This is a genomic window from Sphingomonas sp. ABOLG (assembly GCF_003950435.1).
Taxonomy (GTDB): Bacteria; Pseudomonadota; Alphaproteobacteria; order Sphingomonadales; family Sphingomonadaceae; genus Sphingomonas; species Sphingomonas panaciterrae.
The window spans coordinates 42,190-67,747 of the sequence record NZ_QQWW01000001.1 but is presented as its reverse complement, the minus strand read 5'-3'; the positions used below and the strand labels follow the sequence as shown (position 1 = coordinate 67,747).

20 protein-coding genes are annotated in these 25,558 nt (G+C 66.7%); 11 read left to right on the top strand and 9 right to left on the bottom strand.

Features of this window, described 5'->3' with window-relative positions; genetic code table 11:
• Nucleotides 1-42: 42 nt before the first annotated feature.
• Together CA236_RS00345 and CA236_RS00340 are read left to right on the top strand one after the other, a co-directional pair.
• Nucleotides 43-1,575, top strand: a complete 1,533-nt coding sequence (locus CA236_RS00345) for a Do family serine endopeptidase (RefSeq protein WP_046410041.1) — start codon at nt 43-45, stop codon at nt 1,573-1,575.
• 128 nt (nt 1,576-1,703) lie between these two features.
• Complete coding sequence (locus CA236_RS00340; protein WP_125944114.1) at nt 1,704-3,314, top strand: helicase HerA-like domain-containing protein; 1,611 nt, start codon at nt 1,704-1,706, stop codon at nt 3,312-3,314.
• Between the two features lie 78 nt (nt 3,315-3,392).
• Here CA236_RS00340 and glnA read toward each other — a convergent pair whose 3' ends face one another.
• From glnA to map, 4 genes are all read right to left on the bottom strand, one after another.
• Nucleotides 3,393-4,805 (bottom strand): type I glutamate--ammonia ligase, encoded by a 1,413-nt coding sequence (gene glnA, locus CA236_RS00335; RefSeq protein ID WP_046409911.1) that lies wholly within the window; start codon nt 4,803-4,805, stop codon nt 3,393-3,395.
• 92 nt (nt 4,806-4,897) lie between these two features.
• Complete coding sequence (locus CA236_RS00330) at nt 4,898-5,236, bottom strand: P-II family nitrogen regulator (protein ID WP_046409910.1); 339 nt, start codon at nt 5,234-5,236, stop codon at nt 4,898-4,900.
• Between the two features lie 202 nt (nt 5,237-5,438).
• Nucleotides 5,439-7,652: a PQQ-dependent dehydrogenase, methanol/ethanol family gene (locus CA236_RS00325; protein ID WP_125944113.1), complete on the bottom strand. Its 2,214-nt coding sequence runs from the start codon at nt 7,650-7,652 to the stop codon at nt 5,439-5,441.
• 142 nt (nt 7,653-7,794) lie between these two features.
• Entirely contained in the window at nt 7,795-8,622 is an 828-nt protein-coding gene (map, locus tag CA236_RS00320) for a type I methionyl aminopeptidase (protein WP_046409907.1), read from the bottom strand.
• 53 nt (nt 8,623-8,675) lie between these two features.
• Here map and CA236_RS00315 point away from each other — a divergent pair, with 53 nt between their 5' ends.
• Entirely contained in the window at nt 8,676-9,434 is a 759-nt protein-coding gene (locus tag CA236_RS00315; RefSeq protein WP_125944112.1) for a molybdopterin-binding protein, read from the top strand.
• A gap of 15 nt (nt 9,435-9,449) precedes the next feature.
• Here the strand turns inward: CA236_RS00315 and CA236_RS00310 are convergent, their stop codons facing one another.
• The 4 genes from CA236_RS00310 to CA236_RS00295 all read right to left on the bottom strand — a co-directional run bounded on the left by CA236_RS00310 (nt 9,450) and on the right by CA236_RS00295 (nt 12,859).
• Nucleotides 9,450-10,265: a GGDEF domain-containing protein gene (locus tag CA236_RS00310; RefSeq protein WP_346962755.1), complete on the bottom strand. Its 816-nt coding sequence runs from the start codon at nt 10,263-10,265 to the stop codon at nt 9,450-9,452.
• Between the two features lie 160 nt (nt 10,266-10,425).
• Nucleotides 10,426-11,559 carry a nitronate monooxygenase gene (locus CA236_RS00305; RefSeq protein WP_125944110.1) on the bottom strand — a complete coding sequence of 378 codons (1,134 nt, stop codon included), beginning with the start codon at nt 11,557-11,559 and terminating at the stop codon, nt 10,426-10,428.
• 127 nt (nt 11,560-11,686) lie between these two features.
• Nucleotides 11,687-12,427, bottom strand: coding sequence for a TorF family putative porin (locus CA236_RS00300; protein WP_241212440.1), 741 nt, complete (start codon nt 12,425-12,427; stop codon nt 11,687-11,689).
• Nucleotides 12,428-12,859 (bottom strand): hypothetical protein, encoded by a 432-nt coding sequence (locus CA236_RS00295; protein WP_125944109.1) that lies wholly within the window; start codon nt 12,857-12,859, stop codon nt 12,428-12,430.
• A 174-nt stretch (nt 12,860-13,033) separates the two neighbouring features.
• Here CA236_RS00295 and CA236_RS00290 point away from each other — a divergent pair, with 174 nt between their 5' ends.
• From CA236_RS00290 to CA236_RS00255, 8 genes are all read left to right on the top strand, one after another.
• Nucleotides 13,034-14,329: a M20/M25/M40 family metallo-hydrolase gene (locus CA236_RS00290; RefSeq protein ID WP_125944108.1), complete on the top strand. Its 1,296-nt coding sequence runs from the start codon at nt 13,034-13,036 to the stop codon at nt 14,327-14,329.
• Nucleotides 14,330-14,397: 68 nt separating this feature from the next.
• On the top strand, nt 14,398-15,048 hold the full coding sequence (locus CA236_RS00285; protein WP_046409899.1) for an HAD-IA family hydrolase: 651 nt from the start codon (nt 14,398-14,400) through the stop codon (nt 15,046-15,048).
• Between the two features lie 157 nt (nt 15,049-15,205).
• Nucleotides 15,206-15,922, top strand: coding sequence for a CoA transferase subunit A (locus tag CA236_RS00280; protein WP_125944107.1), 717 nt, complete (start codon nt 15,206-15,208; stop codon nt 15,920-15,922).
• On the top strand, nt 15,919-16,770 hold the full coding sequence (locus tag CA236_RS00275; RefSeq protein WP_125944106.1) for an HAD family acid phosphatase: 852 nt from the start codon (nt 15,919-15,921) through the stop codon (nt 16,768-16,770). The genes CA236_RS00280 and CA236_RS00275 overlap by 4 nt, the downstream gene beginning before the upstream one ends.
• Entirely contained in the window at nt 16,770-17,411 is a 642-nt protein-coding gene (locus CA236_RS00270) for a CoA transferase subunit B (RefSeq protein ID WP_125944105.1), read from the top strand. Before CA236_RS00275 ends, CA236_RS00270 begins: the two co-directional genes overlap by 1 nt.
• A 106-nt stretch (nt 17,412-17,517) precedes the next feature.
• The gene (gene leuC, locus CA236_RS00265) at nt 17,518-18,948 is read left to right on the top strand and encodes a 3-isopropylmalate dehydratase large subunit (protein WP_125944104.1); all 1,431 of its coding nucleotides are present in this window, start codon (nt 17,518-17,520) and stop codon (nt 18,946-18,948) included.
• 123 nt (nt 18,949-19,071) lie between these two features.
• The gene (leuD, locus tag CA236_RS00260) at nt 19,072-19,698 is read left to right on the top strand and encodes a 3-isopropylmalate dehydratase small subunit (RefSeq protein WP_125944103.1); all 627 of its coding nucleotides are present in this window, start codon (nt 19,072-19,074) and stop codon (nt 19,696-19,698) included.
• Nucleotides 19,661-20,662, top strand: coding sequence for an NADPH:quinone oxidoreductase family protein (locus CA236_RS00255; protein ID WP_125944102.1), 1,002 nt, complete (start codon nt 19,661-19,663; stop codon nt 20,660-20,662). Before leuD ends, CA236_RS00255 begins: the two co-directional genes overlap by 38 nt.
• A gap of 79 nt (nt 20,663-20,741) precedes the next feature.
• Here CA236_RS00255 and CA236_RS00250 read toward each other — a convergent pair whose 3' ends face one another.
• Complete coding sequence (locus tag CA236_RS00250) at nt 20,742-25,361, bottom strand: NAD-glutamate dehydrogenase domain-containing protein (RefSeq protein ID WP_125944101.1); 4,620 nt, start codon at nt 25,359-25,361, stop codon at nt 20,742-20,744.
• Nucleotides 25,362-25,558: the final 197 nt, after the last annotated feature.

Sequence of the window (25,558 nt, the reverse complement as noted above, 5' to 3'; positions counted from 1 at the left end):
TTGGTCCGGTCCTGCCGGACAAACGAGAGGAACATGACGATCGTGCGTTACGCCTATGCGCTTACTGGCGCTCTTCTCCTCGGCGGCACTGCCGCTTCGCTTGCCTTGCAGCACCCTGCCTCTGCGCAGAGCGCGCAGAACGAGCCGGGGACGATGCAGGCATCGGCGCCGCGCGCCGGCGCGCCGATGAGCTTTGCCGACCTGGTCGCAAAACTTCAGCCGGCGGTTGTCAACATTTCCACCGATCAGAAGGTGACGGTGGCGCAGCCCGCCAATCCGTTCGCCGGCACGCCCTTCGCCGAATTGTTCGGCCAGTTCGGCGGTCGCGGCGGGCAGAATGGCGCGCCGATCACGCGTGAGGCGCAGTCGCTCGGCTCGGGCTTCATCATCTCGCCGGACGGCTATGTCGTCACCAACAACCACGTCGTCGCGCCGGGCAACCGCCAGGCGACGGTGGAGGCGATCCGCGTCACGCTGCCCGATCGCAAGGAATATGTGGCGAAGCTCGTCGGCCGCGACACCGCGTCCGACCTCGCACTGCTGAAGATCGATGCTCCGGGCCCGCTGCCCTATGTGCGCTTCGGCGATTCGGCGCGCGCGCGTGTCGGTGACTGGGTGGTCGCGATCGGCAACCCGTTCGGCCTTGGCGGCACCGTCACCGCCGGCATCGTCTCGGCGGTTCACCGCGTGACGGGCCAGGGCGGCGCCAACGATCGCTTCATTCAGACCGACGCCTCGATCAACCAGGGCAATTCGGGCGGCCCGATGTTCAACCTGAACGGCGAAGTGATCGGCATCAACAGCCAGATCTTCTCGCAGTCGGGCGGCAATATCGGCATCGGCTTCGCCATTCCGGCGGAGGACGCAAAGCCGATCATCGACACGCTGATGAAGGGCAAGCCGGTTCAGCGCGGCTATATCGGCGTGCAGATCCAGCCGCTGAACGACGACATCGCCGCGGCGCTCGGCCTGCCGAAGAATTCGGGTGAGATCATCGCCCGCGCCGAGCCGGGTGGCCCGGCGGCCAAGGGCGGCCTGCGCGCCGGTGACGTCGTCACCCGCGTCAACGGCGAGCAGGTCACGCCGGAAACGACCTTGTCCTACCTCGTCGCCAATGTCGCGCCGGGCCAGCAGGCAAAGCTCGACGTGATCCGTGACGGCAAGCCGACCACGGTCACCGTGACCACCACGGTGCGTCCGGCCGAGGAGCAGCTCGCCCAGCAGCTCGGCGGCGGCGACGACAGCTTCGGCGAGGATAGTGAGGGACCCGCCGTTCCGGCCTCGAACAGCATCGGCGTGACGGTGCAGCCGCTCACTCCGACGATCGCCCGTCAGGTCGGTGTCGATTCCACCGTGCAGGGCGCAGTGATTTCGGCCGTCGATCCCTCCAGCGACGCCGGCCGCAAGCTGCGCCGCGGCGACGTGATCGTCTCAATCAACTCGACGCCGGTGCGCACCGCGGCCGATATCGCCCGCGGCGTTCAGGCGGCCAAGTCGGCCAACCGTCCGCAGGTGCTGCTGTCGGTCGTGCGCGGGCGCAACCCCCCGGCGTTCATCGCGGTGAAGATCAAGTAATCACCACCGCGTGATGAACTGAAAAAGGGGCCTCGCACCGATGGTGCGGGGCCTTTTTTTGGTTGAACGATGCTCGCCGCGCTCACGCCACATGCGCTAGGCGGGAACGATACGGACGGGAGGTCAGCATGGGCGACGGCATCTTCATCGGCGCGGCTTCGGGCGGCACGTCGCCGCAATATCTCAGCCTGCGCCTCGCCAACCGTCACGGGCTGATCGCCGGCGCCACTGGCACCGGCAAGACGGTGACCGTGCACGGCATCATCGAAGGCTTCTCGGCCGCCGGCGTCCCCTGCTTTGTCGCCGACGTGAAGGGCGATCTCGCCGGCCTCGCCATGCCCGGTGCGCCGCAGTCGAAAGCCCACGCCGCCTTTGCCGCGCGCGCCGCCGCGATCGGCGACAGTGGCTGGGCCTATGCCGATCGCCCGGTGCAATTCTGGGATCTCTACGGGGAACAGGGCCATCCTGTCCGCACCACCATCTCCGAAATGGGCCCGCTCATGCTCTCGCGGCTGCTGGGGCTGAACGAGATTCAGGAAGGCGTGATGACGATCGCCTTCCACCTCGCCGACGAGGATGGCCTGCTGCTCCTCGACCTCGACGATCTCCAGGCCATGCTGGTGCATTGCGCGGAGCGTGCGGCGGAACTCACCACCCGCTATGGCAATGTCTCCAAGCAGTCGATCGGCGCGATCCAGCGCTCGCTGATGCAATTGCGCAGCCAAGGCGGCGACCGCTTCTTCGGCGAACCCGCGCTCGACCTCACGGACTTCATGCATGCCGACGATCGCGGCCGCGGCGTGGTCAACATCCTCGCCGCCGACCGGCTGATGGCCGCGCCGAAGCTCTATGCGACCTTCCTCCTGTGGCTCTTGTCGGAGCTGTTCGAAACGCTGCCCGAGATCGGCGACCCTGACCGCCCGGCGCTGTGCTTCTTCTTCGACGAGGCGCATCTCCTGTTCGATGATGCGCCTGCCTCGCTGGTCGACAAGATCGAGCAGGTCGTCCGCCTGATCCGCTCCAAGGGCGTCGGCGTCTATTTCATCACCCAGAACCCGATCGACATTCCCGACAGCATCGCGGGACAGCTCAACAACCGCATCCAGCACAAGCTGAACGCCTTCACCCCGCGCGATCAGAAGGCGGTGCGCAGCGCCGCCGAGACGTTCCGCGCCAACCCCGGCGTCGACGTCGCCGCCGCGATCACGCAGTTGCAGATCGGCGAGGCGCTCGTCTCGCTGCTCCAGCCCGATGGCGCCCCCTCACCGGTCACCCGCACGCTGATCCGCGCACCACAAAGCCGCGTCGGGCCGTTGACCGCCGATGAGCGGCGGATGATCATCACCACCGATGCGATCGGCAATCGCTACGACACGCCGATCGACCGTGAATCGGCCGAGGAACTGCTCGCGGCGAAGAGCGCGGAGGCACTGGCCGCGGCTGCGCAGACCAAGGCCGAAAATGACATGAAACGGGCCGAAGCGAGCCAGGCACAGGCCGCCGCCCGCGCGGCGAAGGCCGTCGAACGGGCCCGTATCGCGGAAGAACGGGCGGCCGCCTCGTCGCCTTGGGGGCGCGCCATGGACTCCGCCACCCGCGCCGCCGGCTCCTCGATCGGGCGTCAGGTGGCTAACGAACTCGGCCGCCAGGTCTTCGGTGGCGGCCGCCGGAAATCATCCTCCGGCAACCTTGCTGGCTCGATCCTGCGCGGCGTCCTCGGCGGCCTGTTCCGCGGCTGAATGCCCGGATACTGCGCATGAAAAAAAAGGGGCGCCCGCACCGGCGGACGCCCCCTTTCTTCGTCAGATCTTAGGCGCTTAGGCGCTGTAATACATGTCGTATTCGACCGGGCTCGGCGTCATTTCCCAGCGTGCGACTTCGCTCCACTTCAGCTCGACATAAGCCTCGATCTGATCCTTGGTGAACACGTCGCCCTTCAGCAGGAAGTCGTGATCGGCCAGCAGGCTGTCGAGCGCCTCGCGCAGCGACGCGGCGACGGTCGGAACCTCGGCCAGCTCTGCCGGCGGCAGGTCATAGAGGTTCTTGTCCATCGCATCGCCCGGATGGATCTTGTTCTGGATGCCATCCAGACCAGCCATCAGCAGCGCGGCATAAGCGAGGTACGGGTTCGCCATCGCATCCGGGAAGCGCACCTCGACACGCTTCGACTTGGCGCCCGTGCCGTACGGAATACGGCAGGAGGCCGAGCGGTTGCGGCTCGAATAGGCCAGCAGCACCGGCGCCTCATAACCCGGCACCAGCCGCTTGTAGCTGTTAGTGGTCGGGTTGGTGAAGGCGTTGATCGCCTTGGCGTGCTTGATGATGCCGCCAATGAAATACAGGCAGGTGTCGCTCAGCCCGGCATAGCCGTTGCCGGCGAACAGCGGGTTGCCCTTCTCCCAGATCGAGAAGTGCGTGTGCATGCCCGAACCGTTATCTTCCTTGATCGGCTTGGGCATGAAGGTGGCCGACTTGCCATAGGCATGCGCCACCTGATGCACGACGTACTTGTAGATCTGCATCCGGTCGGCGGTCGTGGTCAGCGTGCCAAAGGTGAGGCCCAGCTCATGCTGCGCGGCCGCCACCTCATGGTGATGCTTGTCGCACGGCAGGCCCATTTCGAGCATGGTCGACACCATCTCGCCGCGGATATCGACGGCGCTGTCGACCGGCGCGACCGGGAAATAGCCGCCCTTGGCACGCGGGCGATGCGCAAGGTTGCCACCCTCGTACTCGCGGCCGGTGTTGGTCGGCAGCTCGATATCGTCGATCTTGAAGTAGGATTCGGCGTAATTCGTGTCGAACTGCACGTTGTCGAACATGAAGAATTCGGCTTCGGGGCCGACATAGACGGTGTCGCCAACGCCGGTCGAGGCGACATAAGCCTCGGCGCGCTTCGCCGTGGTGCGCGGATCACGGGTATAGCCCTCGCCGGTCGACGGCTCGAGGATGTCGCAGAACACGATCAGCATTGGCGTCGCGGAGAAGGGATCGTTATAGATCGCGTCCAGATCCGGCTTCAGGATCATGTCGCTCTCGTTGATCGCCTTCCAGCCTTCGATCGACGAGCCGTCGAACATCAGGCCGTCGGTCCACTCATCCTCGCCCATCACGCTGGCGACCATGGTCAGGTGCTGCCACTTGCCCTTGGGATCGGTGAAGCGGAGATCGATCCACTCGATCTCTTCGTCCTTGATACGCTTGATGACGTCTGCGGCGGTCGTTGCCATTGCTCTGATCTTCCTCTGCGGGTTCCTGGCGCGGCCAGGACTTTCTCGTTGCCGGGGCGGCCCGATTCTATGCCGGGCCGTTTGTTAAGGGTTCAGATCGCGTCGTCGTTTCGCTCACCCGTGCGGATGCGCATTGCCGTTTCGACCGGGATGACGAAGATCTTGCCGTCGCCGATCCGCCCGGTCTGCGCGGCCTGGGCAATCGCCTCGACCACGCGTTCGACCAGGCCGTCCTCGACGACCACCTCGAGCTTCACCTTGGGCAGGAAGTCGACGACATATTCGGCACCGCGATATAATTCGGTATGGCCCTTCTGCCGCCCGAACCCCTTCGCCTCGGTCACCGTGATTCCGGACACGCCCACCTCATGGAGCGCCTCCTTCACCTCATCGAGCTTGAACGGTTTGATGATCGCTTCGATCTTCTTCACGCGGAAACGCCCACCCCTGGTTAGAACCCTCGCCCCGGTGTCTGGTGCTTGCATCGAACGTGCCAGCCGGGGCCGCGAAGGGCAAGGTGGCGACTCGCCTTCTTCCCTTGAGAAAGCGCCGCCCAAAAATCAGGCAGCCGGCGGGCGATGCCACTTTCTAGGGCAGCGCCCACCCATGCATGCGCCGATCACCAGGTCGCCGTCACCGAACCCCCGTCGGTACGGGAGAGGCGGCGGCGCCCGGCCGGGGCGTCACCGCCTTGGTGGCACCGGCCAGGTTCTTCTGCGCCCAATGCGCCTCATCGATGACATAGAGGCGGATCAGCTGCGCCTGTTCGGGCGTCAGCACCTTGGCGAAGCTGACCATGCCGCGGTCCTTCAGCATCCCGTCGATCAGGATCGCCTTCCACGTATCGGGATCGCCGAGCGTCGCGGAACGCTGCAGGTTCGGCAGCACGCCGCCGCCGCCAGCGCTCGCGCCGTGGCAGACCTGGCAATAGCGGCCGAACAGCGCCTGGCCCTGCGCCACCTGCTGCGGAGTCGCCTTGTTCTCGGGCAGGTTCACGGGTGTCGAATCTTGCGGGCTCGTTTCCGGCAGCTTCGCGGTGCCGCCGAGCTTGAACACCAAGAGGCGCGGCACGTTGGGCACGTCGCGGGCCTTGCCGATGGCATAGCCGATCGACAGCGGCAACGCGCCGCCGCGCCCGGCGAGCACCGCGACATATTGGTCGTTGCCGATCATGAAGGTCGCGGCGCCGGCCATGATCCCGGTGCCGACCGGATAGGTGAAGAGCTGCTTGCCGGTATCCGCGGCATAGGCCCGGAACTCGCCTAGCGCCGTCCCCTGGAAGACGAGATTGCCCGCGGTGGTCATCGTCCCGCCGTTCCACGGCGTCGGATAATTCACCGTCCAGCGCGCCTTGTTGGCGACCGGATCCCAGGCGACGAGCCGCCCGGTGGCGCCCGCAATCGCCTGCTTCACCGCCGCGGGATCGCGCGGATACATGGCATTGCCGAGATCCTGGCCGACGTTGAAGCCAAGCGGCTTCGCCTGATCCAGATCCGACGACGGGTTGAGATAGGCCGAGCCGACGATCTGTGCCGGAATATAGGCAAGGCCTGCCTGCGGGTTGAAGCTCATCGGCTGCCAATTGTGCGCGGCGATGGCGCTCGGCACCGCAACGAACGGCTTGCCCGTCTTGTAATAGCGCGCTTCCGGGTTCTCGATCGGGCGCCCCGTCTTCAGGTCATAGCCGCTCGCCCAGTTGACGCCGGGGATGAACTGGCCGGCGTTGATCAGCTTCCCGTTCGTGCGATCGACCACGTAGAAAAAGCCGTTCTTGGGCGCCTGCATCAACACGCGGCGCTGCTTGCCGCCAATGTTGAGCGTGGCGAGGTTGATCGGCTGGGTGGCGGTGAAGTCCCACGTCTCGCCCGGCGTCTCCTGATAATGCCAGACATATTCGCCGGTATCGGGCTTCAGCGCGACAATCGAGGAAAGGAACAGGTTGTCGCCCTTGCCCTCGCTCCGCAGACCATGGTTCCAGGGCGAACCGTTGCCGACGCCGAGGTACAGCTGGTCTAGCTCCGCGTCATAGACGATCGAATCCCACACCGTGCCGCCGCCGCCGGACTGCTTCCACTGGCCGTTCTCCGACCAGGTCGGCGCGACCTTCGCCATCGCCGCGTCGCTTGCCTCGCCGTCCGGCGCACCGGTCGGGTTGGGGACGGTGTAGAAGCGCCACTTCTTCGCGCCGGTGCCGGCATCATAAGCGGTGACATAGCCGCGCACGCCGAACTCCGCGCCGCCATTGCCGATGACGACCATGCCCTTCACCACGCGCGGCGCGCCGGTGATGGTGTAAGGCTTTGAATTGTCGGTCGTCTGAACCGACCAGTCCTGCTTGCCGGTGGCGGCGTCGAGCGCGATCAGACGACCGTCGATCGTGCCGACATACAGCCGCCCCTTCCATGCCGCGACGCCGCGGTTGACCACGTCACAACAGGCCTCGACACCCTTCGCCTTGTCGACGCCGGGATCGAACTCCCACAATTTCTGCCCGGTTCCCGCATCATAAGCGAACACCTTGGACCAGGGACCCGTGACGAAGAGCTTGCCGTCGATGACGACGGGGGTCGCCTCCTGACCGCGCGCGTCGGGCATGTCCGCATACCAGGCGAGGCCCAGTTGACCGACATTGCCGGCGTTGATCTGGGTCAGCGGGGAGAAACGCTGTTCCTGATAGTTGAAGCCGGCCATTGCCCAATCGCGGCCGTCGCCGCCGGTGGTCAGAAGCGCGCCATCGACCTTGCCAACGCCGGTGGCGGCGCTGCGATCGGCTGCATTTTCGGTGGTTGTCGCCGCCTTGCACGCCGTCAGCGCGAGCGCCGCGACCAGCGCATATCCAAGCCGCATGTTCCTCTCCCCCGCCCCTTGCTGAGGCTTTGGCGCGGGAGACTGACGCAGGTTGGTTCGGAAGGGAAGTGGCGATCACCTGTCACAATGGACAGGTGATCTTAGTCAGCGCGCCGGCCTGAATGGCGCCGCAACCGTCCGGTCAAAGGTACGGCGGCTTGTGCAGACCGGCGGGCGAGAGCGTGAAGATTTCGCACCCGTCCTCGGTGATGCCGATCGAATGTTCGAACTGTGCCGACAGCGACCGGTCCCGCGTCACCGCCGTCCAGCCGTCGTCGAGCAGCTTCACGTCGGGCCGCCCGATGTTGATCATCGGCTCGATGGTGAAGATCATGCCCGGCTTCAACTCCGGCCCCGTTCCCGGCCGCCCGACATGCACCACTTCCGGCGCGTCGTGGAACAGGCGACCCAGGCCATGCCCGCAGAAATCGCGCACCACGCCATAGCGGTGCGACTCTGCATGGCGCTGAATGACATGCGCCACATCGCCCATCGTGTTGCCCGGCTTCGCCTGCTCGATGCCGAGCATCAGGCATTCATAGGTCACGTCGACCAGGCGCCGCGCCTTCAGCGGCACGTCACCGATCAGGTACATCCGCGACGAATCGCCGTGCCAGCCATCGACGATCGGGGTCACGTCGACATTGACGATATCACCCGACTTCAGCGTCTTGTCGCTGGGGATGCCGTGGCAGACGACATGGTTGATCGAGATGCAGCAGCTGTGCGTGTATCCGCGATAGCCCAGCGTCGCCGGCACCGCGCCGCGGCTGGTGATGAAATCGTACACCAGCCGATCGATCTCGGCCGTGGTCACGCCAGGCACCATGTGCGGCACGATCATGTCGAGCGTTTCGGCCGCCAACCGCCCTGCGGCGTGCATTCCGGCGAAGGCCTCTGGTCCATGAAGCTTGATCGCTCCATTGCGTCCCAGCGGCGCGTCGCTGGTCACGGTCACATATTCGGTCATGCCCGCGGATATAGCGTGACGGGCGCACTTTTGCGAGGCTATGCCAGTGCCGCATGAACAGCGAACGCATCTGGACCGCCGCTCTCGTGGTGATCGGGGACGAGATTCTCTCCGGACGCACGCAGGACAAGAACGTCGCGCAGATCGCGCAATGGCTGAACGTCCAGGGCATCCGCCTGGTTGAGGTGCGCGTGGTGCCCGACCGGCAGGAGGCGATCGTCGAGGCGGTCAACATCCTGCGCGCGCGCAACGATTACCTGTTCACCACCGGCGGCATCGGGCCGACGCATGACGACATCACGGTGGACGCGATCGCCACGGCGCTTGGCGTCGGCGTCGTTCATCACCCCAAGGCGGTGGCGGTGCTGGAACGTTATTATGGATCGCGCGGCGGGATCACCGATGCGCGGCTTCGCATGGCGCGCGTGCCCGAGGGTGCGAGCCTGATCGAAAACCGCATGTCGGGTGCACCGGGCATCCACATCGGCAACATCTTCATCATGGCGGGCGTGCCTAACATCACGGCCGGAATGCTCGATTCGCTCACCGGCACGCTGGAGGGCGGCCGCCCCGTCGTCAGCCGGCAGATCGGTTGCTGGGTGGCGGAAAGCGAGATCGCGGACGTGCTCAGCCAGGCGGAACGCACCCATGCCGGCGTCGCGATCGGCAGCTACCCGTTCTTTCGCGAGGGGCGCACCGGCGCGAACTTCGTCGTTCGCTCGTCGGATCCTGCCGCCGTCGACGCCTGTGTCACCGATCTGACCGCCGCGCTGGAAGCGGCCGGCCACACGGTCTTTCCCGACGGCATCTGACTGCCGCTGCGCTGGTCAGATGCGCAGCTCCGCACTGCTCAGAATGCGGGCGCGCCCGCGATGTTTTGCCTCGTACAGCGCTGCGTCCGCCCGTCGCGTCGCCTCGTCGAAGGTCCCGCGCGATGCAGCGGTGGTGCCGGCGGAGAAGCTGAGCGGCCGGTCCCCGACATGCGCCAGCGGATCGGCGCGCAGCCGCTCCGCGATCCGCATCAGCACAGCCTGCGCCACCGCCTCGGTCGCACCGGGAAAATAGATCAGGAATTCCTCGCCCCCCCAGCGCGCCACCATGTCCGTGCGGCGCACGGCGGCAACCAGCCTGTGCGCGAAATCGTGCAGCACCCGGTCGCCCGTCTCATGGCCAAGCAGGTCGTTGACCAGCTTGAAATGGTCGAGGTCGACCAAAGCCAGGGCGCCGGCGGTATGATGTTCGGGCATGGCGTCGAGCTGCGCCAGCAGGCCGCGGCGATTGAGCACGCTGGTCAGCGGATCCTGCACAGCGTCGCGCTGAAGCGACCGCATCCGTTCGGCGGTCGATTGCGCCGCGCGGTTGATCCCGGCGAGCAGGCGCGCGACCAGATCATTGCCCGATACCAACGGCACGCTCGGCACCTGGCCCTCCTCCGCCTCGTTCAGCGCCTTGGCAGCAAGATGGATCGGTGCGAGCAACGCGAAGATACCGGCCAGCGCCAGCACCAGTCCCAGCACCGTCGCGCCGACGACCACCAACACCCCCATCAGATCCAGCCGGTGCGTCGCCGCCGCCCAGATGATGAAGCCGAGCAGCGGAAGATGAGTCGCAACGAAGCAGACGGCAAAGATCCGCAGCTGCAAGCTTCGCGGGAAAATGAATGAGCTTGCCCGGTACAAGCGCATACGAACCAAATCCTCCGTGCACACGCCAGTCTCAGCGTTGCCTGGCCGGCATGGCGACGCGAACCTTACTCAAAGATTGACGGTCAGCCGAGGATGCGGCCGAATGCGACCAATCGTTTCAGCTTTCGACCAGTCTCATCATTCGCTCCATCGCCTCGGCGAACTCCAGCTTGAAATCCTGCACCACTTGCCCCGCTGGCCGGACCTGATCGACAAGGCCGACGCCCTGCCCGACGAAGTACGTCACCATGTCGCGCGCGGCCGGGTCCCCTTTCTGCGCCGCGATATCGCACGCGCGGATCGCAGGTTCGCTGATCAGGCTCTGGTACGGCATCGGCAGCGGTCCGGGCGAGTTCGGCCCTTCCCACGCATCGGTCCATGCCGAGCGCAGCTGGCGGGAGGGCTTGCCGGTGCGGCTCTTCGACCGCACCGTGTCGCGTGACGTCGCCTCGACCATCTTCTCGCGGAACACGTCCGAACATTCGCTCTCCGGCGTCGCGAGCCAGACCGATCCGGTCCACACGCCGTCGGCCCCCATCGCCATTGCCCCCGCCATCTGGCTGCCGGTCATGATCCCACCCGCGGCAAGGATCGGTACGCGCTTGCCTTGCGCCTCCAGCGCGCGGATCACCTCGGGCACCAGCACCATGGTAGAAACCTCGCCGCAATGGCCGCCGGCCTCGCCGCCCTGCACCACCAGAATGTCGACGCCTGCGTCCACCTGCCGTAGGGCATGTTCCTTCGCCCCGACCAGCGCCGCGACCGGCACGCCGCGCTCGCGCCCCATGTCAATCATCGCCTGCGGCGGCACGCCCAGCGCATTGGCGATCAGCTTGATCGGGTGGCGGAACGCCACGTCGAGCATCGCCAGCGCCAGATTGGGATCGAACGGCGCCGGTGCGTCGCTGTTAGGGTGCTCGGGCGGCAACGAGAAGTGATGCTTTTCCGCCAGTTCGCCGACGAAGGCGCGGTGCTGCGGCGGCACCTTGTCCATGATCGACGCGCGGGTCAGCCCCTTCGCACCGCCGGTCGCGAGATTTTCGGGGATCAGCACGTCGAGGCCATAAGGCTTGCCGTCGACATGCGCGTCGATCCACGCCAGCTCGGTCTCCAGGCTTTCCAGCGTGTGCCCGGTCGCGCCCAGCACGCCAAACCCGCCAGCGCGGCTGACCGCGGCGACCACGTCGCGGCAGTGGCTGAAGGCGAGCAGCGGGAAATCGATTCCCAGCATCGCGCAGATTGGCGACTTCATACATCATCTCCCACGGTGTTTTGCAGCTTTGTTGCCGTTTCAGCGGGGGAAGAAAAGAGACCTCGTCATGAAATTTTGCGCCGGGGTGCAGCCCCGCTTCAGCGGGCTGAATTCCCGGCGCCTGTTGTCAGAAGCTGATCGCCAGCCGTGCCGACACCTTGTCGCCGGTGTGCCGCGGATTGGCGAAGGGGGAGGCGAACACGCGATCATCGATGTCGGTGCCGGTGTACAGCACGCCGATGCTGAATGGCCCGGTGATATGGTCGACGCCCAGCGACCAGTCGGTGTAATTCCCGCCGGGGCGAAGCCGCGCCGCGCGCTGCCAGTCATCCACGCTGCCGGACGAATGCCCGACGGAGGCGTTCACGGTAAACGGCGTCGCCGGCACGCCCACGCGCGCGCGCGCGCCGATCCACAAATTGTCGCCGCCGATCGCGGACTGGCTGGGTGCGTACCGCGCGTCCACGCCAAGCTCTGCCGGGCCCAGCGCATAGCTCGCGCCAAGGCCGCCCTCGACATAGTCCATGCCGCCCCTCGCCCCGGCAAACAGGTGCCCGGCGACGAAACCGTCCAGCCGCAGCCCGCCGCCAATGTCACGCGTGAAGCCGCCCGTCACGTCGAACACGGCGTCAGCGCCGCCATGTCGTGGGTCGCCCCGCGTGCCGGTGGCCCGCACGCCCAGGTCCAGCCCGAACGGCACACTGGCCCGCACGCTCGCCGCGGGCGCCACCTTTCCGTCGCTCCAGCTGATGCCACGACGACGCTCATCCGTCGCGATCTCGACACTGCCGCCAACCGCAACCTGCGCGATCGCGGGCGAGGCCAGGGCACATAGGCCGGCGGCCGCCATCATCCCGACTGCGCGCACTTAGCTGCGCCCCGCGGCATGGGCGGTATCAAGCTCTAGCGCCAGAACCTCACGGTCCCGCTCAGCCACCGCGAGAAGATGCGCGCGCGTATCTGCGCTGCGGGCCGCAATGTCCTGCGCGATCGCGCCGCGCTGCGCCGAGCACCAGCCCGCGCGGCTGCCCTCCACCGGCGCATCGCCAGCGATCGTGCGGGCGAGAACATGGCCCGCCGTGCTACGCGCCTCGCGTGCGACGCTGACGTTGGCACGCCAGACGCAACGCAGCGTGCTGGCGCGGCCGGCGGCGCCCACTGCGCCGACCTGCTTATGGGTGACGTCAGTCGCGCTCTGGTACGTCACGTCGACCCGCTGGCCCTGATGATCAATCTCGACACGGTGCGCCTCCGGCTGAGGCGCGCCGAGCAACAGCCCGGCAAGGATGGCAACATTCATGTTCGGTCTCCTGCGGTGCGTCCGGCTTGGTGCCCGATCGCCACTGCCGCACCGACCCGTGCAGCAATCCTCCCATGGCGCAGCGTCGCCGGGGGTTCAATCTGCGCCCCGTAACGCAACGATTTGATACACCCACCCTGTTCACGGACCGGCTGCTTTGTTAGCCCGCCGTGCATGATCCTGCGCACCGCCCTTGCCGCCCTCGCCCTGCTCACCACCGCCGCCACCAGCGCGCCGGAAAAGCGGATGGGGGAGGTGGTCGCGAGCGAAGCGCCGCGCCACGAGGCCTTGCTGGAAAAGCTGGTGCTGCAGAATTCGGGCAGCCTCAACCTTGCCGGGGTGAAGGCCGTCGGCGAGATGATGCGCGCCGAACTGGCGCCACTTGGCTTCACCGTTGACTGGGTCGACATGACGGCGACGGGCCGCGCAGGCCACATCGTCGCGACCCACAAGGGTAACGGCCGTGGCAAGCGCATCCTGCTGATCGGCCACCTCGACACCGTGTTCGAACCCGACAGTCCCTTCACCGGCTGGAAGCGGGAGGGCGACCGCGTGACCGGCCCCGGCGTTGGCGATGACAAGGGCGGGCTGGTCGTGATCGTCGCCGCCTTGCGTGCGATGCAGGCCGCCGGAACCCTGCGCAATGCCGATATCAAGATCGTCCTGACCGGCGACGAGGAAAAGACCGGCGCGCCGCTGGACGTCGCCCGCCGCGATCTCGTCGACGCCGGCAAATGGGCCGACATCGCACTGGAATATGAGAATGTCGCCCGCGATGGCGACCAGGAATATGCCACCACCGCGCGGCGAAGCTCGACCAACTGGGAACTCGTCACCACCGGCAAGACGGGCCATTCCAGCGGCATCTTCAATGCGTCGATGGGCTATGGCGCGGTGTACGAGATGGCGCGCATCCTCGACGAATTCCGCCGCACGCTTGCGGAACCGAACCTCACCTACAATGCCAGCGTCGTCGTCGGCGGCACGCCCGCCGCGCTCGACGATGCCGGCGTGAAGGGCACCGCGGAGGGCAAGACCAACGTGATCCCCGCCCGGGCGGTCGTGCGCGGCGATCTGCGCAGCCTGACGCCGGAACAGGATGCCAAGGCAAAGGCGGCGATGACGGCAATCGTTGCCCGCCACCTGCCCGGCACCCAGGCGTCGATCCACTTCTTCGAAGGCTATCCCTCGATGCCGCCGACCGCGGCCAACCGCGCGCTGATGAACGAGCTGAACGCCGTCAATCGCGACCTCGGCCTGCCCGAGATGCTGGAAATGGACCCCGCCAAGCGCGGCGCGGCGGATTCCAGCTTCGTCGCCGCGGACGCGGTAACGTTAGGCGGCATGGGCGTGGCCGGGGGCGGCGCGCATGCGGTGGGCGAGTGGGTCGATCTCACCAGCCTGCCGCGCCAGGCGCTGCGCAGCGCGGTCCTCATCTCGCGCCTCGCCGCGCAGCCGCGCGGGAAATAAGCGCCGCACGCGGCGTTTGCGATTGGCCAGCCCCCTCGGACATCTCGACCACCTTTAAGGACCACTTCATGCGCGACACCGTGATCTTTGACTTCGGCGGGGTAATCACCTCTTCGCCTTTCGAGGCCTTCAACCGGCTGGAGCGCGAACGTGGTCTGCCGGAGGATCTGATCCGGCAGATCAACGCCACCAACCCGGACGAAAACGCCTGGGCCTTGTTCGAGCGGGCGGAAATCGATGCTGCCGGTTTCGACGCGCAGTTCGCCGAAGAAGCGCGCGCCCTGGGCCATGAACTGCGCGGCGAGGATGTCCTGCTCCTGCTCTCCGGCGACATCCGTCCCCGCATGGTCCACGCGCTCGATTGGCTGAAGCGCAACGGCTATCGCCTTGGCTGCATCACTAACAATGTGCCCGCTGGCGAAGGTGCCGGCATGTCGCGCAGCGCCGAAAAGGCAGCCAAGGTCGCCGAGATCATGGCGCGGTTCGATCATGTGATCGAATCGAGCAAGGTGGGCATCCGCAAGCCCGATCCGCGTATCTATGAAATGATGCTCGAAACGCTGGGCAAGCCAGCCGACAAGTGCGTGTACCTCGATGACCTCGGCATCAACTGCAAGCCGGCTGCGCAGCTCGGCATTCACGCGATCAAGGTAAGCGACGAGACGCAGGCGCTGGCCGATCTTGCCGACGCGCTTGGGGTCGATCGCGCGGTTTTCTGATCGAGGGGCGGCACTACGCCAATGGCCCGGCGGAGCGCCTCGCCGGGAGGTTGGCTCTTGCCGCCGCTCGCCCCCGCATTCCCGCCGAGCCCGCCGCCTTGAACCCCTTTCGCCCAGCCGCTAACCGGCGCAAACCAGCGAAAAGAGGCGGCGTTTCATGAACAAGCTCTATCCCGATGCCGCGGCGGCGCTCGATGGTCTGCTGCATGACGGGATGTTGATCTGCGCCGGCGGCTTTGGCCTGTGCGGCATTCCCGAACGCCTGATCGACGCGGTGCAGGCGTCCGGCGTGAGGGACCTCACCGTCGCCAGCAACAACGCCGGCATCGATGGCGAGGGCCTCGGCAAGCTGCTGCGCACACGCCAGATCAAGAAGATGATCTCCAGCTATGTCGGCGAGAACAAGGAGTTCGAGCGCCAGTATCTGTCGGGCGAGCTGGAGGTGGAATTCTGCCCGCAGGGGACGCTGGCCGAGCGGTGCCGGGCTGGCGGTGCGGGCATCCCGGGCTTCTACACCAAGACCGGCGTCGGCACGCTGGTCGCCGAGGGCAAGGAAGTGAAGGTGTTCGACGGCGAGGAATATATCCTCGAACGGGGCATCCGCGCTGACCTCAGCATCATCAAGGGCTGGAAGGCGGACGAGAGCGGCAACCTCATCTTCCGCAAGACGGCGCGCAACTTCAACCAGCCGATGGCGACCGCCGGCCGCATCTGCGTCGCCGAGGTGGAGGAAATCGTTTCCGTCGGCAGCCTTGATCCCGACGCGATCCACCTCCCCGGCATCTACGTCAACCGGCTGGTCGTCGGCGCACCCTACGACAAGAAGATCGAATTCCGCATGACCCGTCCTCGCCCCACCGGCACTGCCGCGTGAGGAAGGTTCTGGCGCTTGCCGCTGCCGCATCGTTGGCGGGCTGCGCGACCATGCCGGCGCCGTCGCGTAGCGCCCGACCGGCGGTCGTGCCCGGCGCCATGCAATTTCTCTACGGTTCGGCTGAGGCGGCAGCGTTGAGCGAACAGGCCTATAATGCGCTGGTGGACAATGTCCGGCTGCGCGTCGCCGGGCCACGTCCATCAGAATCGGCGATCGTACTGCCCGGCGACGGTGCGCCGGTTGCCGCGTCGTGCGGCGACAAGCCCTTTGCCGCCGTGTTCGACATGGATGAGACCGCGATCCTCAATCTCGGCTACGAATATAACGACGCAGTGAGCGGCGCGGCGTTCGACGCCGGTCGCTGGGCGCGATGGGAATCGGGCGGCGCGGACAAGGTGGCCGCAGTGCCGGGCGCCACCGCCGCCTTCGCCGCGCTGCGCACGATGGGCGTGACGCCGATCATCAACACCAACCGCAATGTCGCCGCCGCAAAGGAGACCGCTGACGCTCTGGCGCGCGCCGGTCTCGGCAGCTTCGTGCATGGCGAAACATTGTTCCTGAAGGGCGACGCAGACGGCAAGTCCGCAAAGGACGGCCGTCGTCGCGCGATCGCCGCGCGCTGGTGCGTGCTGGCGCTGGGCGGTGACCAGATCGGGGATTTCACCGATGCGCTGGAGGGAACACCGGCAGCACGGCGCGTGGCCGTCTCGTCGCCCCCTTATGCGGCGCGCTGGGGCAGAAGCTGGTTCATCCTCCCCAACCCCGTTTACGGCACCGGCCTCGGCAGCGGCTGGGACGATACCTTCCCGGCGGAGAAGCGCTGGACCGACATGCAAGGAGCGAAGTGATGGCGTGGGATCGCAACCAGATGGCAGCGCGCGCCGCCAAGGAATTGCGCGACGGCTATTATGTGAACCTGGGCATCGGCATCCCGACGCTGGTCGCCAACAACATCCCGGACGGTATGACGGTGACGCTGCAGAGCGAGAACGGCATGCTCGGCATCGGGCCGTTCCCCTATGAGGGCGAAGAGGATCCGGACCTCATCAACGCCGGCAAGCAGACGATCAGCGAGCTGCCCAGCAGCGTCTATTTCGGCTCCGACCAGAGCTTCGCGATGATCCGCGGCGGGCATATCGACCTGACCGTGCTCGGCGCGATGGAAGTCGCGGAAAACGGCGACATCGCCAACTGGATGATCCCCGGCAAGATGATCAAGGGAATGGGCGGCGCGATGGATCTCGTCGCTGGCGTGAAGAAGATCATCGTCGTGATGGAGCATGTCGCCAAGGACGGCAGTCCGAAGTTCATCCCGGCATGCACGCTGCCGCTGACGGGCAGGAATGTGGTCGACATGATCGTCACCGACCTAGCCGTTTTCCAGCGCCCGGATCACCAGAGCCGCTTCCGGCTGGTCGAGCTGGCGCCCGGTGTGACCGTAGAGGAGATCGCCGGGAAGACGACGGCCGCCTACGACGTCGCGCTCTGATCACCGACAGATGGGCGGAAGGCGAACAGCTCGGCGCAATCTTTGTGCAGCGCAACGCCTAACGCTCTTCCATTTGTTGCGCATCTGCGGCTAAAGCGCGCGCGTCATGGCCAGTCGTCCGCTTACCCTCTACGAAAAGGTCTGGGCCGCGCATGTCGTCGAACGACGCGACGACGGCACGTGCCTGATCTACATCGATCGCCACCTCGTTCACGAGGTTACCAGCCCGCAGGCGTTCGAGGGGCTGCGCGTCGCCGGCCGCCGGGTGCGTCGTCCTGACCTGACGCTCGCCGTTCCCGATCACAACCTGCCCACGACGGCGCGGGTCGACGCCGAGGGCCGCGAACTGCCGATCGCCGACGCCGAAAGCGCGACGCAATTGTCGGCGCTGCGGCAGAATGTCGCTGACTTCGGCGTGCCGTACATCGATGCACTCGCTGCTGAACAGGGCATCGTCCATGTCGTCGGACCCGAACAGGGGTTCACCCTGCCCGGCACCACCGTCGTGTGCGGCGACAGCCACACCTCGGCGCACGGGGCACTCGGCGCGCTCGCCTTCGGTATCGGCACCAGCGAGGTGGAGCATGTGCTCGCCACGCAGACATTGCTGCTCAGCCCGTCGAAGACGATGGAAGTGCGGGTAGAGGGTACGCTCGGCTTCGGCGTGACTCCGAAGGACGTTATCCTGGCGATCATCGGCCGCATCGGCGCGGCGGGCGGCACCGGCTATGTCATCGAATATACCGGCAACGTCATCCGCGAGATGTCGGTCGAGGGACGGCTGACCGTCGCGAACATGTCGATCGAGGCGGGCGCGCGCGCCGGCATGATTGCCCCCGACGAAACCACCTTCGCCTATATCAAGGGGCGGCCGATGGCGCCCAAGGGCGCGGATTGGGACAAGGCCGTCGCCTGGTGGCGAACCCTCGCGACGGATCCGGGCGCGCGCTACGATCGCACCGTGGTGATCGACGCGTCGGAAATCGCGCCGGCGCTCACCTGGGGCACCAGCCCGGAGGACGTGGTGTCGATCACCGGCACCGTGCCGGAACCCGACAGCTTTGCCGATGCGTCGAAGCGCGAGGCAGCCAGGAAATCGCTCGACTATATGGGCCTGACGCCCGGCACCCGGCTTCAGGACGTCCCCGTCCAGCATGTCTTCATCGGATCGTGCACCAACAGCCGGATCGAGGATCTGCGCGCCGCCGCTGCCGTCGCGGATGGCCGGCGCGTTGCGGATGGCGTGCGCGCCATGGTGGTCCCCGGCTCTGGCCTGGTGAAGCGCCAGGCAGAGGCGGAGGGGCTCGATCGCATCTTCACCGCCGCCGGCTTCGAATGGCGGGAGCCGGGTTGCTCCATGTGCCTCGCGATGAACCCGGACAAGGTGCCGCCGGGCGAGCGCTGCGCCTCCACCTCCAACCGAAATTTCGTTGGCCGTCAGGGTCCTGGTGCGCGTACGCATCTGCTATCGCCCGCGATGGCCGCCGCCGCGGCTGTCACGGGGCACCTCGTCGACGTTCGCGAGTTGATGGCTTAAACAGGGGCTTGGCCACATGAAGAAAGTATTCGTCCTGCTGATCGCAGGCTCACTGCTCAGCGGCGTCGCGGCCTATAGCGCGATCGCCACCCCCAGCACGCTGGCCACGGTCCAGCAACGCTGATGGAGGCCGTTCGTACCGTTTCGGGCAAGGCCTATCCGTGGGGCGCGAAGAACATCGACACCGATGTGATCATTCCCGCCCACTGGCTGAAGACCATTACGCGCGCCGGCCTTGGCCGCGGCGCGTTCGAGACGGTGCGCGCGCAGCCCGGCAACATCTTCGACGATCCCGCCTATGCCGGCAGCCCGATCCTGATCGCTGGCGACAATTTCGGCTGCGGATCCAGCCGCGAACATGCCGCCTGGGCGCTGGGCGACATGGGCATTAAGGCGGTGATCGCGCCCAGCTTCTCGGACATCTTCTCGGGCAACGCGTTCAAGAACGGGATCGTACCCGTTGTTCTGCCGCAGGAGGCGGTGGACCGCCTGATCGAAGTCGCAAAGACCGATGAGATCACCATCGACCTGGAAACGATGACCGTCACCACGCCCTTCCAGGATCGCTTCACCTTTGAACTGGACCCGTTCCGTCGCCAGTGCCTGATGGAGGGGCTGGACGAGGTCGGCCTGACGCTGGCAAGGGATACCGCGATTTCGAAATACGAGACGATGCTTGATGAGCATCGTCCGTGGATTGCGGGAGAGACGAATGCGAGCATTGCTGTCGAGGGCGCCGGGCGGACCTGAAACGCTGGAGATTGGGGAGCTTCCCGATCCCGTTGCCAAACCCGGTGAAGTGATCGTCGCCGTGAAGGCATGCGCGATCAATTATCCCGACGTGCTGATCATCCAGGACAAATATCAGTTCAAGCCGCCGCGCCCCTTCGCGCCGGGCGGTGAGGTGTCGGGCGTCGTCGAAAGCGTCGGCGAAGGCGTGACGGCGTGGAAGCCGGGCGACCGGGTGATGGGCAACACCGGCAACGGTGGCCTCGTCGAGAAGATCGCGATGAAGGCAGACAACATCTACGCCATCCCCGACGAGCGTTCGTTCGAGGAAGGGGCGGCGATGCTGCTCACCTATGGCACGACCATCCACGCGCTGGTCGATCGCGGTAACATCAAGGCGGGCGACAATCTGCTGGTCCTGGGCGCAGCGGGTGGCGTCGGCCTGGCCGCGGTCGAACTTGGCAAGGCGTTCGGCGCACGTGTTGTCGGCGCGGTGTCGAGCGAGGAAAAGGCACAGGCGGTGCGTGATGCAGGCGCCGATGACGTCATCATCTATGGCCGCGCGCCCTTCTCCAAGGACGAGAGCAAGGCACTGGCCGATACCTTCAAGGAAAAGGCCGGCAAGAACGGGTTCGACATCGTCTATGACGCGGTCGGCGGCGACTATGCCGAGCCTGCGCTCCGCTCGATCGCCTGGGAAGGCCGCTATCTCGTGATCGGCTTCCCCGCCGGCATTCCCAAGATCGCGCTGAACCTGACGCTGCTGAAGAGCTGCGACATCCGCGGCGTGTTCTGGGGCGCTTACGCGGCGCGCGAGCCGGTTAAGAACCGCGCCAGCATCAAACAGCTGTTTGATCTGTGGGCAGAGGGCAAGATTGCGCCCAAGGTGACCGAGATCTTCCCGTTCGACCGGGGCGGCGATGCAATCGCGAAGATGGAAAGCCGCGCGGCAATCGGCAAGCTGGTGGTGCGCGTCGCCGATTGATCGGCTCGCGCCGTCGCGGCGCGGCTGAGCAAACAAGGAAGAGCCCCTCCTCACCACGAGGAGGGGCTCTTTTTCTGGTCTAGCGGCCGAGCAACACCCGCGCTTGGCTGGCTACCTGCGCCAGCATCGCGGCGCTCGGTGCGGCAGCGCCGCGTGCGCGGCTCACCACGGCGGTGAAGCGGGCCACGGCCGCCTCATTCTCCGTCAGCCACGCATCCACCGCATCGATGTCGGCGCGATTGTCGCGGGCGAGGAAATCCAGCCGCATCTGCTCGAAGTCACGGGCGAGCCCCGCTACCAGCAACCGCTCCCACGGGTCGGCCGGCACCAGCCGCGCCGCCATCGCCTGGGCCCAGTCGATGCCCAGCGCTGCGCCCAGCCGCGTATAAGCGCGGGTGAGCTTGGTTTCGTCGGTGTGGTTCTTGCCGCTCAGATCGACGAGGCCGATCGCGCCGTCCATTTCATGCAGCCGGACGACCCGCGCCACCAGCGACGCGGGCGCGCCGGTGGCGGTCAGCGATTCCGCCATCCGCGCGCTGGCGGCACGTGCCTCCTGCAGCAGCAGCTCGCTCGCCTGCCCTTCCAGCTTGGCGACGCCGCCGCCAATCCGCTTCAGCACCTCGCCCGGCATCGTGCCGGGATCGACCACCCGCAACAGGTCCGCCACCTGCCCGCGCACGGCGCGCGCCACGCCTTCGAACAGCGCGAGGCGGCCGTCCTCCGACATGGCGGTCGTCTCGATGTCGCGCCACAGCGCGCCGAGGTCGAACAGCCGCTCGACCACGACGAACATCGACGCCACATCGCCGAGTGCCGCGCCTTCTTCTTCCGCCAGTTCGAACGGGTTCAGCAGGCCGATGCGGTTGACAATGCGGTTGGCGAGCTTCGTCGCGACGATCTCGCCGCGCAGCTGGTGCTCGTCGATCGCCTTGCCGAACTTCTCCTGCATCGCCGTCGGGAAGGCTGCGCGCAGGTCCGGCTCCAGCAAGGCGTCGGCACCAAGGCCCGCCTGCTCGATCGCATCCTGAAGCGCGAGCTTGGCGGTCGACAGCAGCACCGCCAGTTCGGGCCGGGTCAGCCCCTCACCCTCCGCCGCGCGGCGCGACAGGTCGGCGTTGGACGCCAGCCCCTCGACGCGTCGATCCAGCCGGCCCGCCGCCTCGAAGATCTCGATCGCGCGGATGTAGCTGGGCACGGCGCGCACGCCGCCACGCTCGGCGATCGACAGCGCCAGCGTCTGGAGCCGGTTATCCTCCAGCACCAGATGGGCGACATCGTCGGTCATCGCCTCGAGCAGCGTGTTGCGATCGTCGAACGCGAGCCGCCCTTCGGCCATCTCGCGATTCAGCGCGATCTTGATGTTCACCTCATTGTCCGAACAATCGACGCCGGCCGAATTGTCGATGAAGTCGGTATTGATCCGGCCACCTTTGGCCGCGAACGCGATACGCGCGGCCTGGGTGACGCCCAGATTGGCCCCTTCGCCAACCGCGATCGCGCGAAGGTCCTCCGCGTCAACGCGCAGCCGGTCATTGGCGGGATCGCCGACGGTCGCATTGTTCTCCGACGCCGCCTTCACATAGGTGCCGATGCCGCCGAACCAGATGAGGTCGACCGGCGCCTTCAGGATCGCCGAGATCAACGCCGTGGGCTCGATCTCGTCCACCGCGATGTCGAGCGCCGCCTTCACCTCCGGGGTCAGGCGGATGGTCTTGGCAGTGCGCGAGAAGACGCCGCCGCCAGCCGAGATCAGCCCCTTGTCATAATCCTCCCAGCTCGACCGTGGCAGCGCGAACAGCCGCGCCCGTTCGGTCCAGCTTGCCGCCGGATCGGGATCGGGATCGAGGAAGATGTGACGGTGGTCGAACGCCGCGACGATCTTGAGCGTCTTGGACAGCAGCATGCCGTTGCCGAACACGTCGCCCGACATGTCGCCGCAGCCAACCACGCGGATCGGCTCGCGCTGCACGTCGACGCCGCGCTCCGCAAAGTGGCGCTGTACCGATACCCAGGCGCCCCGCGCGGTGATGCCCATCGCCTTGTGGTCATAGCCGTGGCTGCCACCGCTGGCGAAGGCGTCGCCGAGCCAGAACCCACGCTCCAGCGCAATCGCATTGGCAACGTCACTGAACGTCGCCGTGCCCTTGTCCGCCGCGACCACGAAATAGGGATCCTCGCCGTCGTGGACCCGCACGCCGTCCGGATGCACCACCTTGCCCGCGACCACATTGTCGGTGATCGACAACAAGGTGCGGATGAAGATGCGGTAGCTCTCGGTACCCTCCGCCAGCCATGCATCGCGATCGACCGCCGGACTGGGCAATTGCTTCGGATAGAAGCCGCCCTTCGCGCCGCTCGGCACGATGACCGCGTTCTTGACCCGCTGCGCCTTCATCAGGCCGAGGATCTCGGTGCGGAAATCGTCACGCCGGTCGGACCAGCGCAGGCCGCCGCGCGCGACCGGGCCGGAGCGCAGGTGGATGCCCTCCACGCGCGGGGAATAGACCCACACCTCGCGCCACGGCAGCGGTGCGGGCAGCCCGGGGATACGGCTGCTGTCGAGCTTGAACGCCAGCGCCTCTGCCGCCGCCGGGGCAAAGGCGTTGGTGCGCAGCGTCGCGGCGATCACCGCCTTGAACGCGCGCAGGATGCGGTCGTCGTCGATCGCCACGATCGTGTCGAGCCCGGCCGCGATTTCCGCATCGATCGCCTCGACATCGCCGGTCGCGGCAGGATCATGCGCCAGCGTGAAGCGGTCGATCAGCGCCTTGGCCAGCACCGGCGCACGGCCGAGCGCATCGGCCACCGTCGACAGGCCGTAGGTCATCCCCGCCTGACGCAGATAGCGGAACCAGGCGCGGTACAGCAGCACCGCGGACGGGGTAAGGCCAGCCACCAGCATCAAGCGGTTGAAGGCATCATTCTCCGCCACGCCCTTCAGCACCGCGGTGATCGCCTCTTCCAGGACGACGCGGTCGATGTTGGCGACATCGCCCTGCGGCTGAACCATGAAATCGTGGACGAAGCTGTCGCTGTCATCGCGCAGCCGCGTCGGCAGTTCGCCGATCACGCGGTAGCCGAAATTCTCCAGCACCGGCACCGCTTCGGACAGCGCCAGCGCGCCATGCGACTTGTAGATCTTCAGCCGGTGATCATCGCCCGCCACCGTCGGGTAGATGTGCACCGCCCGATCATTCTCGTCCGCCAGGTCGGAGACGCGCAGCACGTCCTCCGCCGCTTCCTCCGCGGTCGACAGGTTGCGATAGTTGGGCGGGAAAGCCCCGGCCCAGCGGATCGCCAGCCGGGCCGCGCGCGAAGGCGTGATACGCTCGGCCAGCGCCGCCTCCACGTCGCGCTCCCAGCCGCGCACCATCTTTTCGAGCCGCGCGTCGAGCGGCGCGACATCGGGAACGACGCCGGACTGGCGTAGGTCGATGGTGTAGCGGATTAGCGCGACACGGCCGTCCTCCAGCGCGATCGACCAGTTGAGGATCGACCCGTTGGCCGCTTCCGCCAGCATATCGCCGATCGCCACGCGCCGCGCGGTCGACAGATCGTCACGCGGCACCCAGGCGAAGGCGAACAGGTGCCGGCCCAGTGCGGAGCGGACCAGCACCAGCTTGGGCCGCGGGCGATCGGCAAGGCTCATTGCCGCGAGCGCCAGTTCCTCGACCGATTCCGCGGACACGGCGGTGACCAGATCGTGCGGCAGGGTGGCCAGCGCGTGGGTCAGCGCCTTGCCGGTATGGCCGAGCGGATCGAACCCGAGCTTTGCCTCCAGGTCGGCCAGCCGCTGGCGCAGCACCGGCACGCTGCGCGGCGGGGCGTTGAGCGCGGCCGAAGTCCACAGGCCCGCGTGGATCGACAGCCCGGCGACCGTCGCGCCGCGACAGATCGGCACGACGACCAGGTCAAGCGGTACGCGCCGGTGCACCGGCGACAACAGGCTGGACTTGAGCAGCAATGGCGCGGACTTGCCGCTGTTGAAGTAATCCATCGCCAGCCGGCGCGACCGTTCGGCGAGCAGCGGCGGCTCATGCTCATGACGGCTGATGCCCAGCGGCTCGCCATCGCTGCTGCCATCGGCGAGCCAACGCTCGTGACCCAGCAGGGTGAAATGCCGGTCGAGGAACCAGCGAATCAGCGCGGCGCCTTCCGCATCGCCGCCAACATCCTCGATGCTGGCGGCATCGGCCGCGAGCGTCGCCTGCATCCGGCGCCAATCGGCCACCGCCACGCGCACATCGGCCAGAGCGGCCGTCAGATCGTCAACCAGTTCGCGTCGTTCACGCGCATCGGCGCGCTCGGTTTCGATATAGATCATCGATTCGCGGTTGCCCGCTTCGTCCACGCTCTCCAGCGCGCCGTCGGCATCGCGGTGCACCGGCACCACCGGATGAAGGATCCGGTCGATGGCAAGGCCGTGCGCCCCGATCATGCCGGCAATCGAATCGACCAGGAAGGGCATGTCGTCATTGACGATCGCCAGCCGCATCCGGCGCTGCGGGCCGTCGCCCGGCAGCTGCTCCAGCGTTACCGCCGCAGTCCCCGCCGCGCGGGTCTGCGCGGTCGCGGCAAGGAAGGCGGCCGCCTCCATCCGCTCATCCGGACCAAAGCCGTCCAGTTCCCCCGGGAGAGCGCCCTTTGTGAGCCGCTCGGCTAGCGCTTGCGTCAGCGCCTTCATCGAAGCTTTCGACATGGCCGCGGCCTATGCGCCGCCCTGTCGCGGGGCTCAACCCCAGTTAGGCGGCGCGGGGCCTTATCAACGGCTTCGGAAGCAACGTTCAGCCGATCGTCGTCGATACCCGGCGGATCAGGTCCTGGTCCTCGCTGACGCTGCCGATCACATCGAACATGCCATCGCCGCGCGCCTTCGCCAGCAGCACGACCATCTGG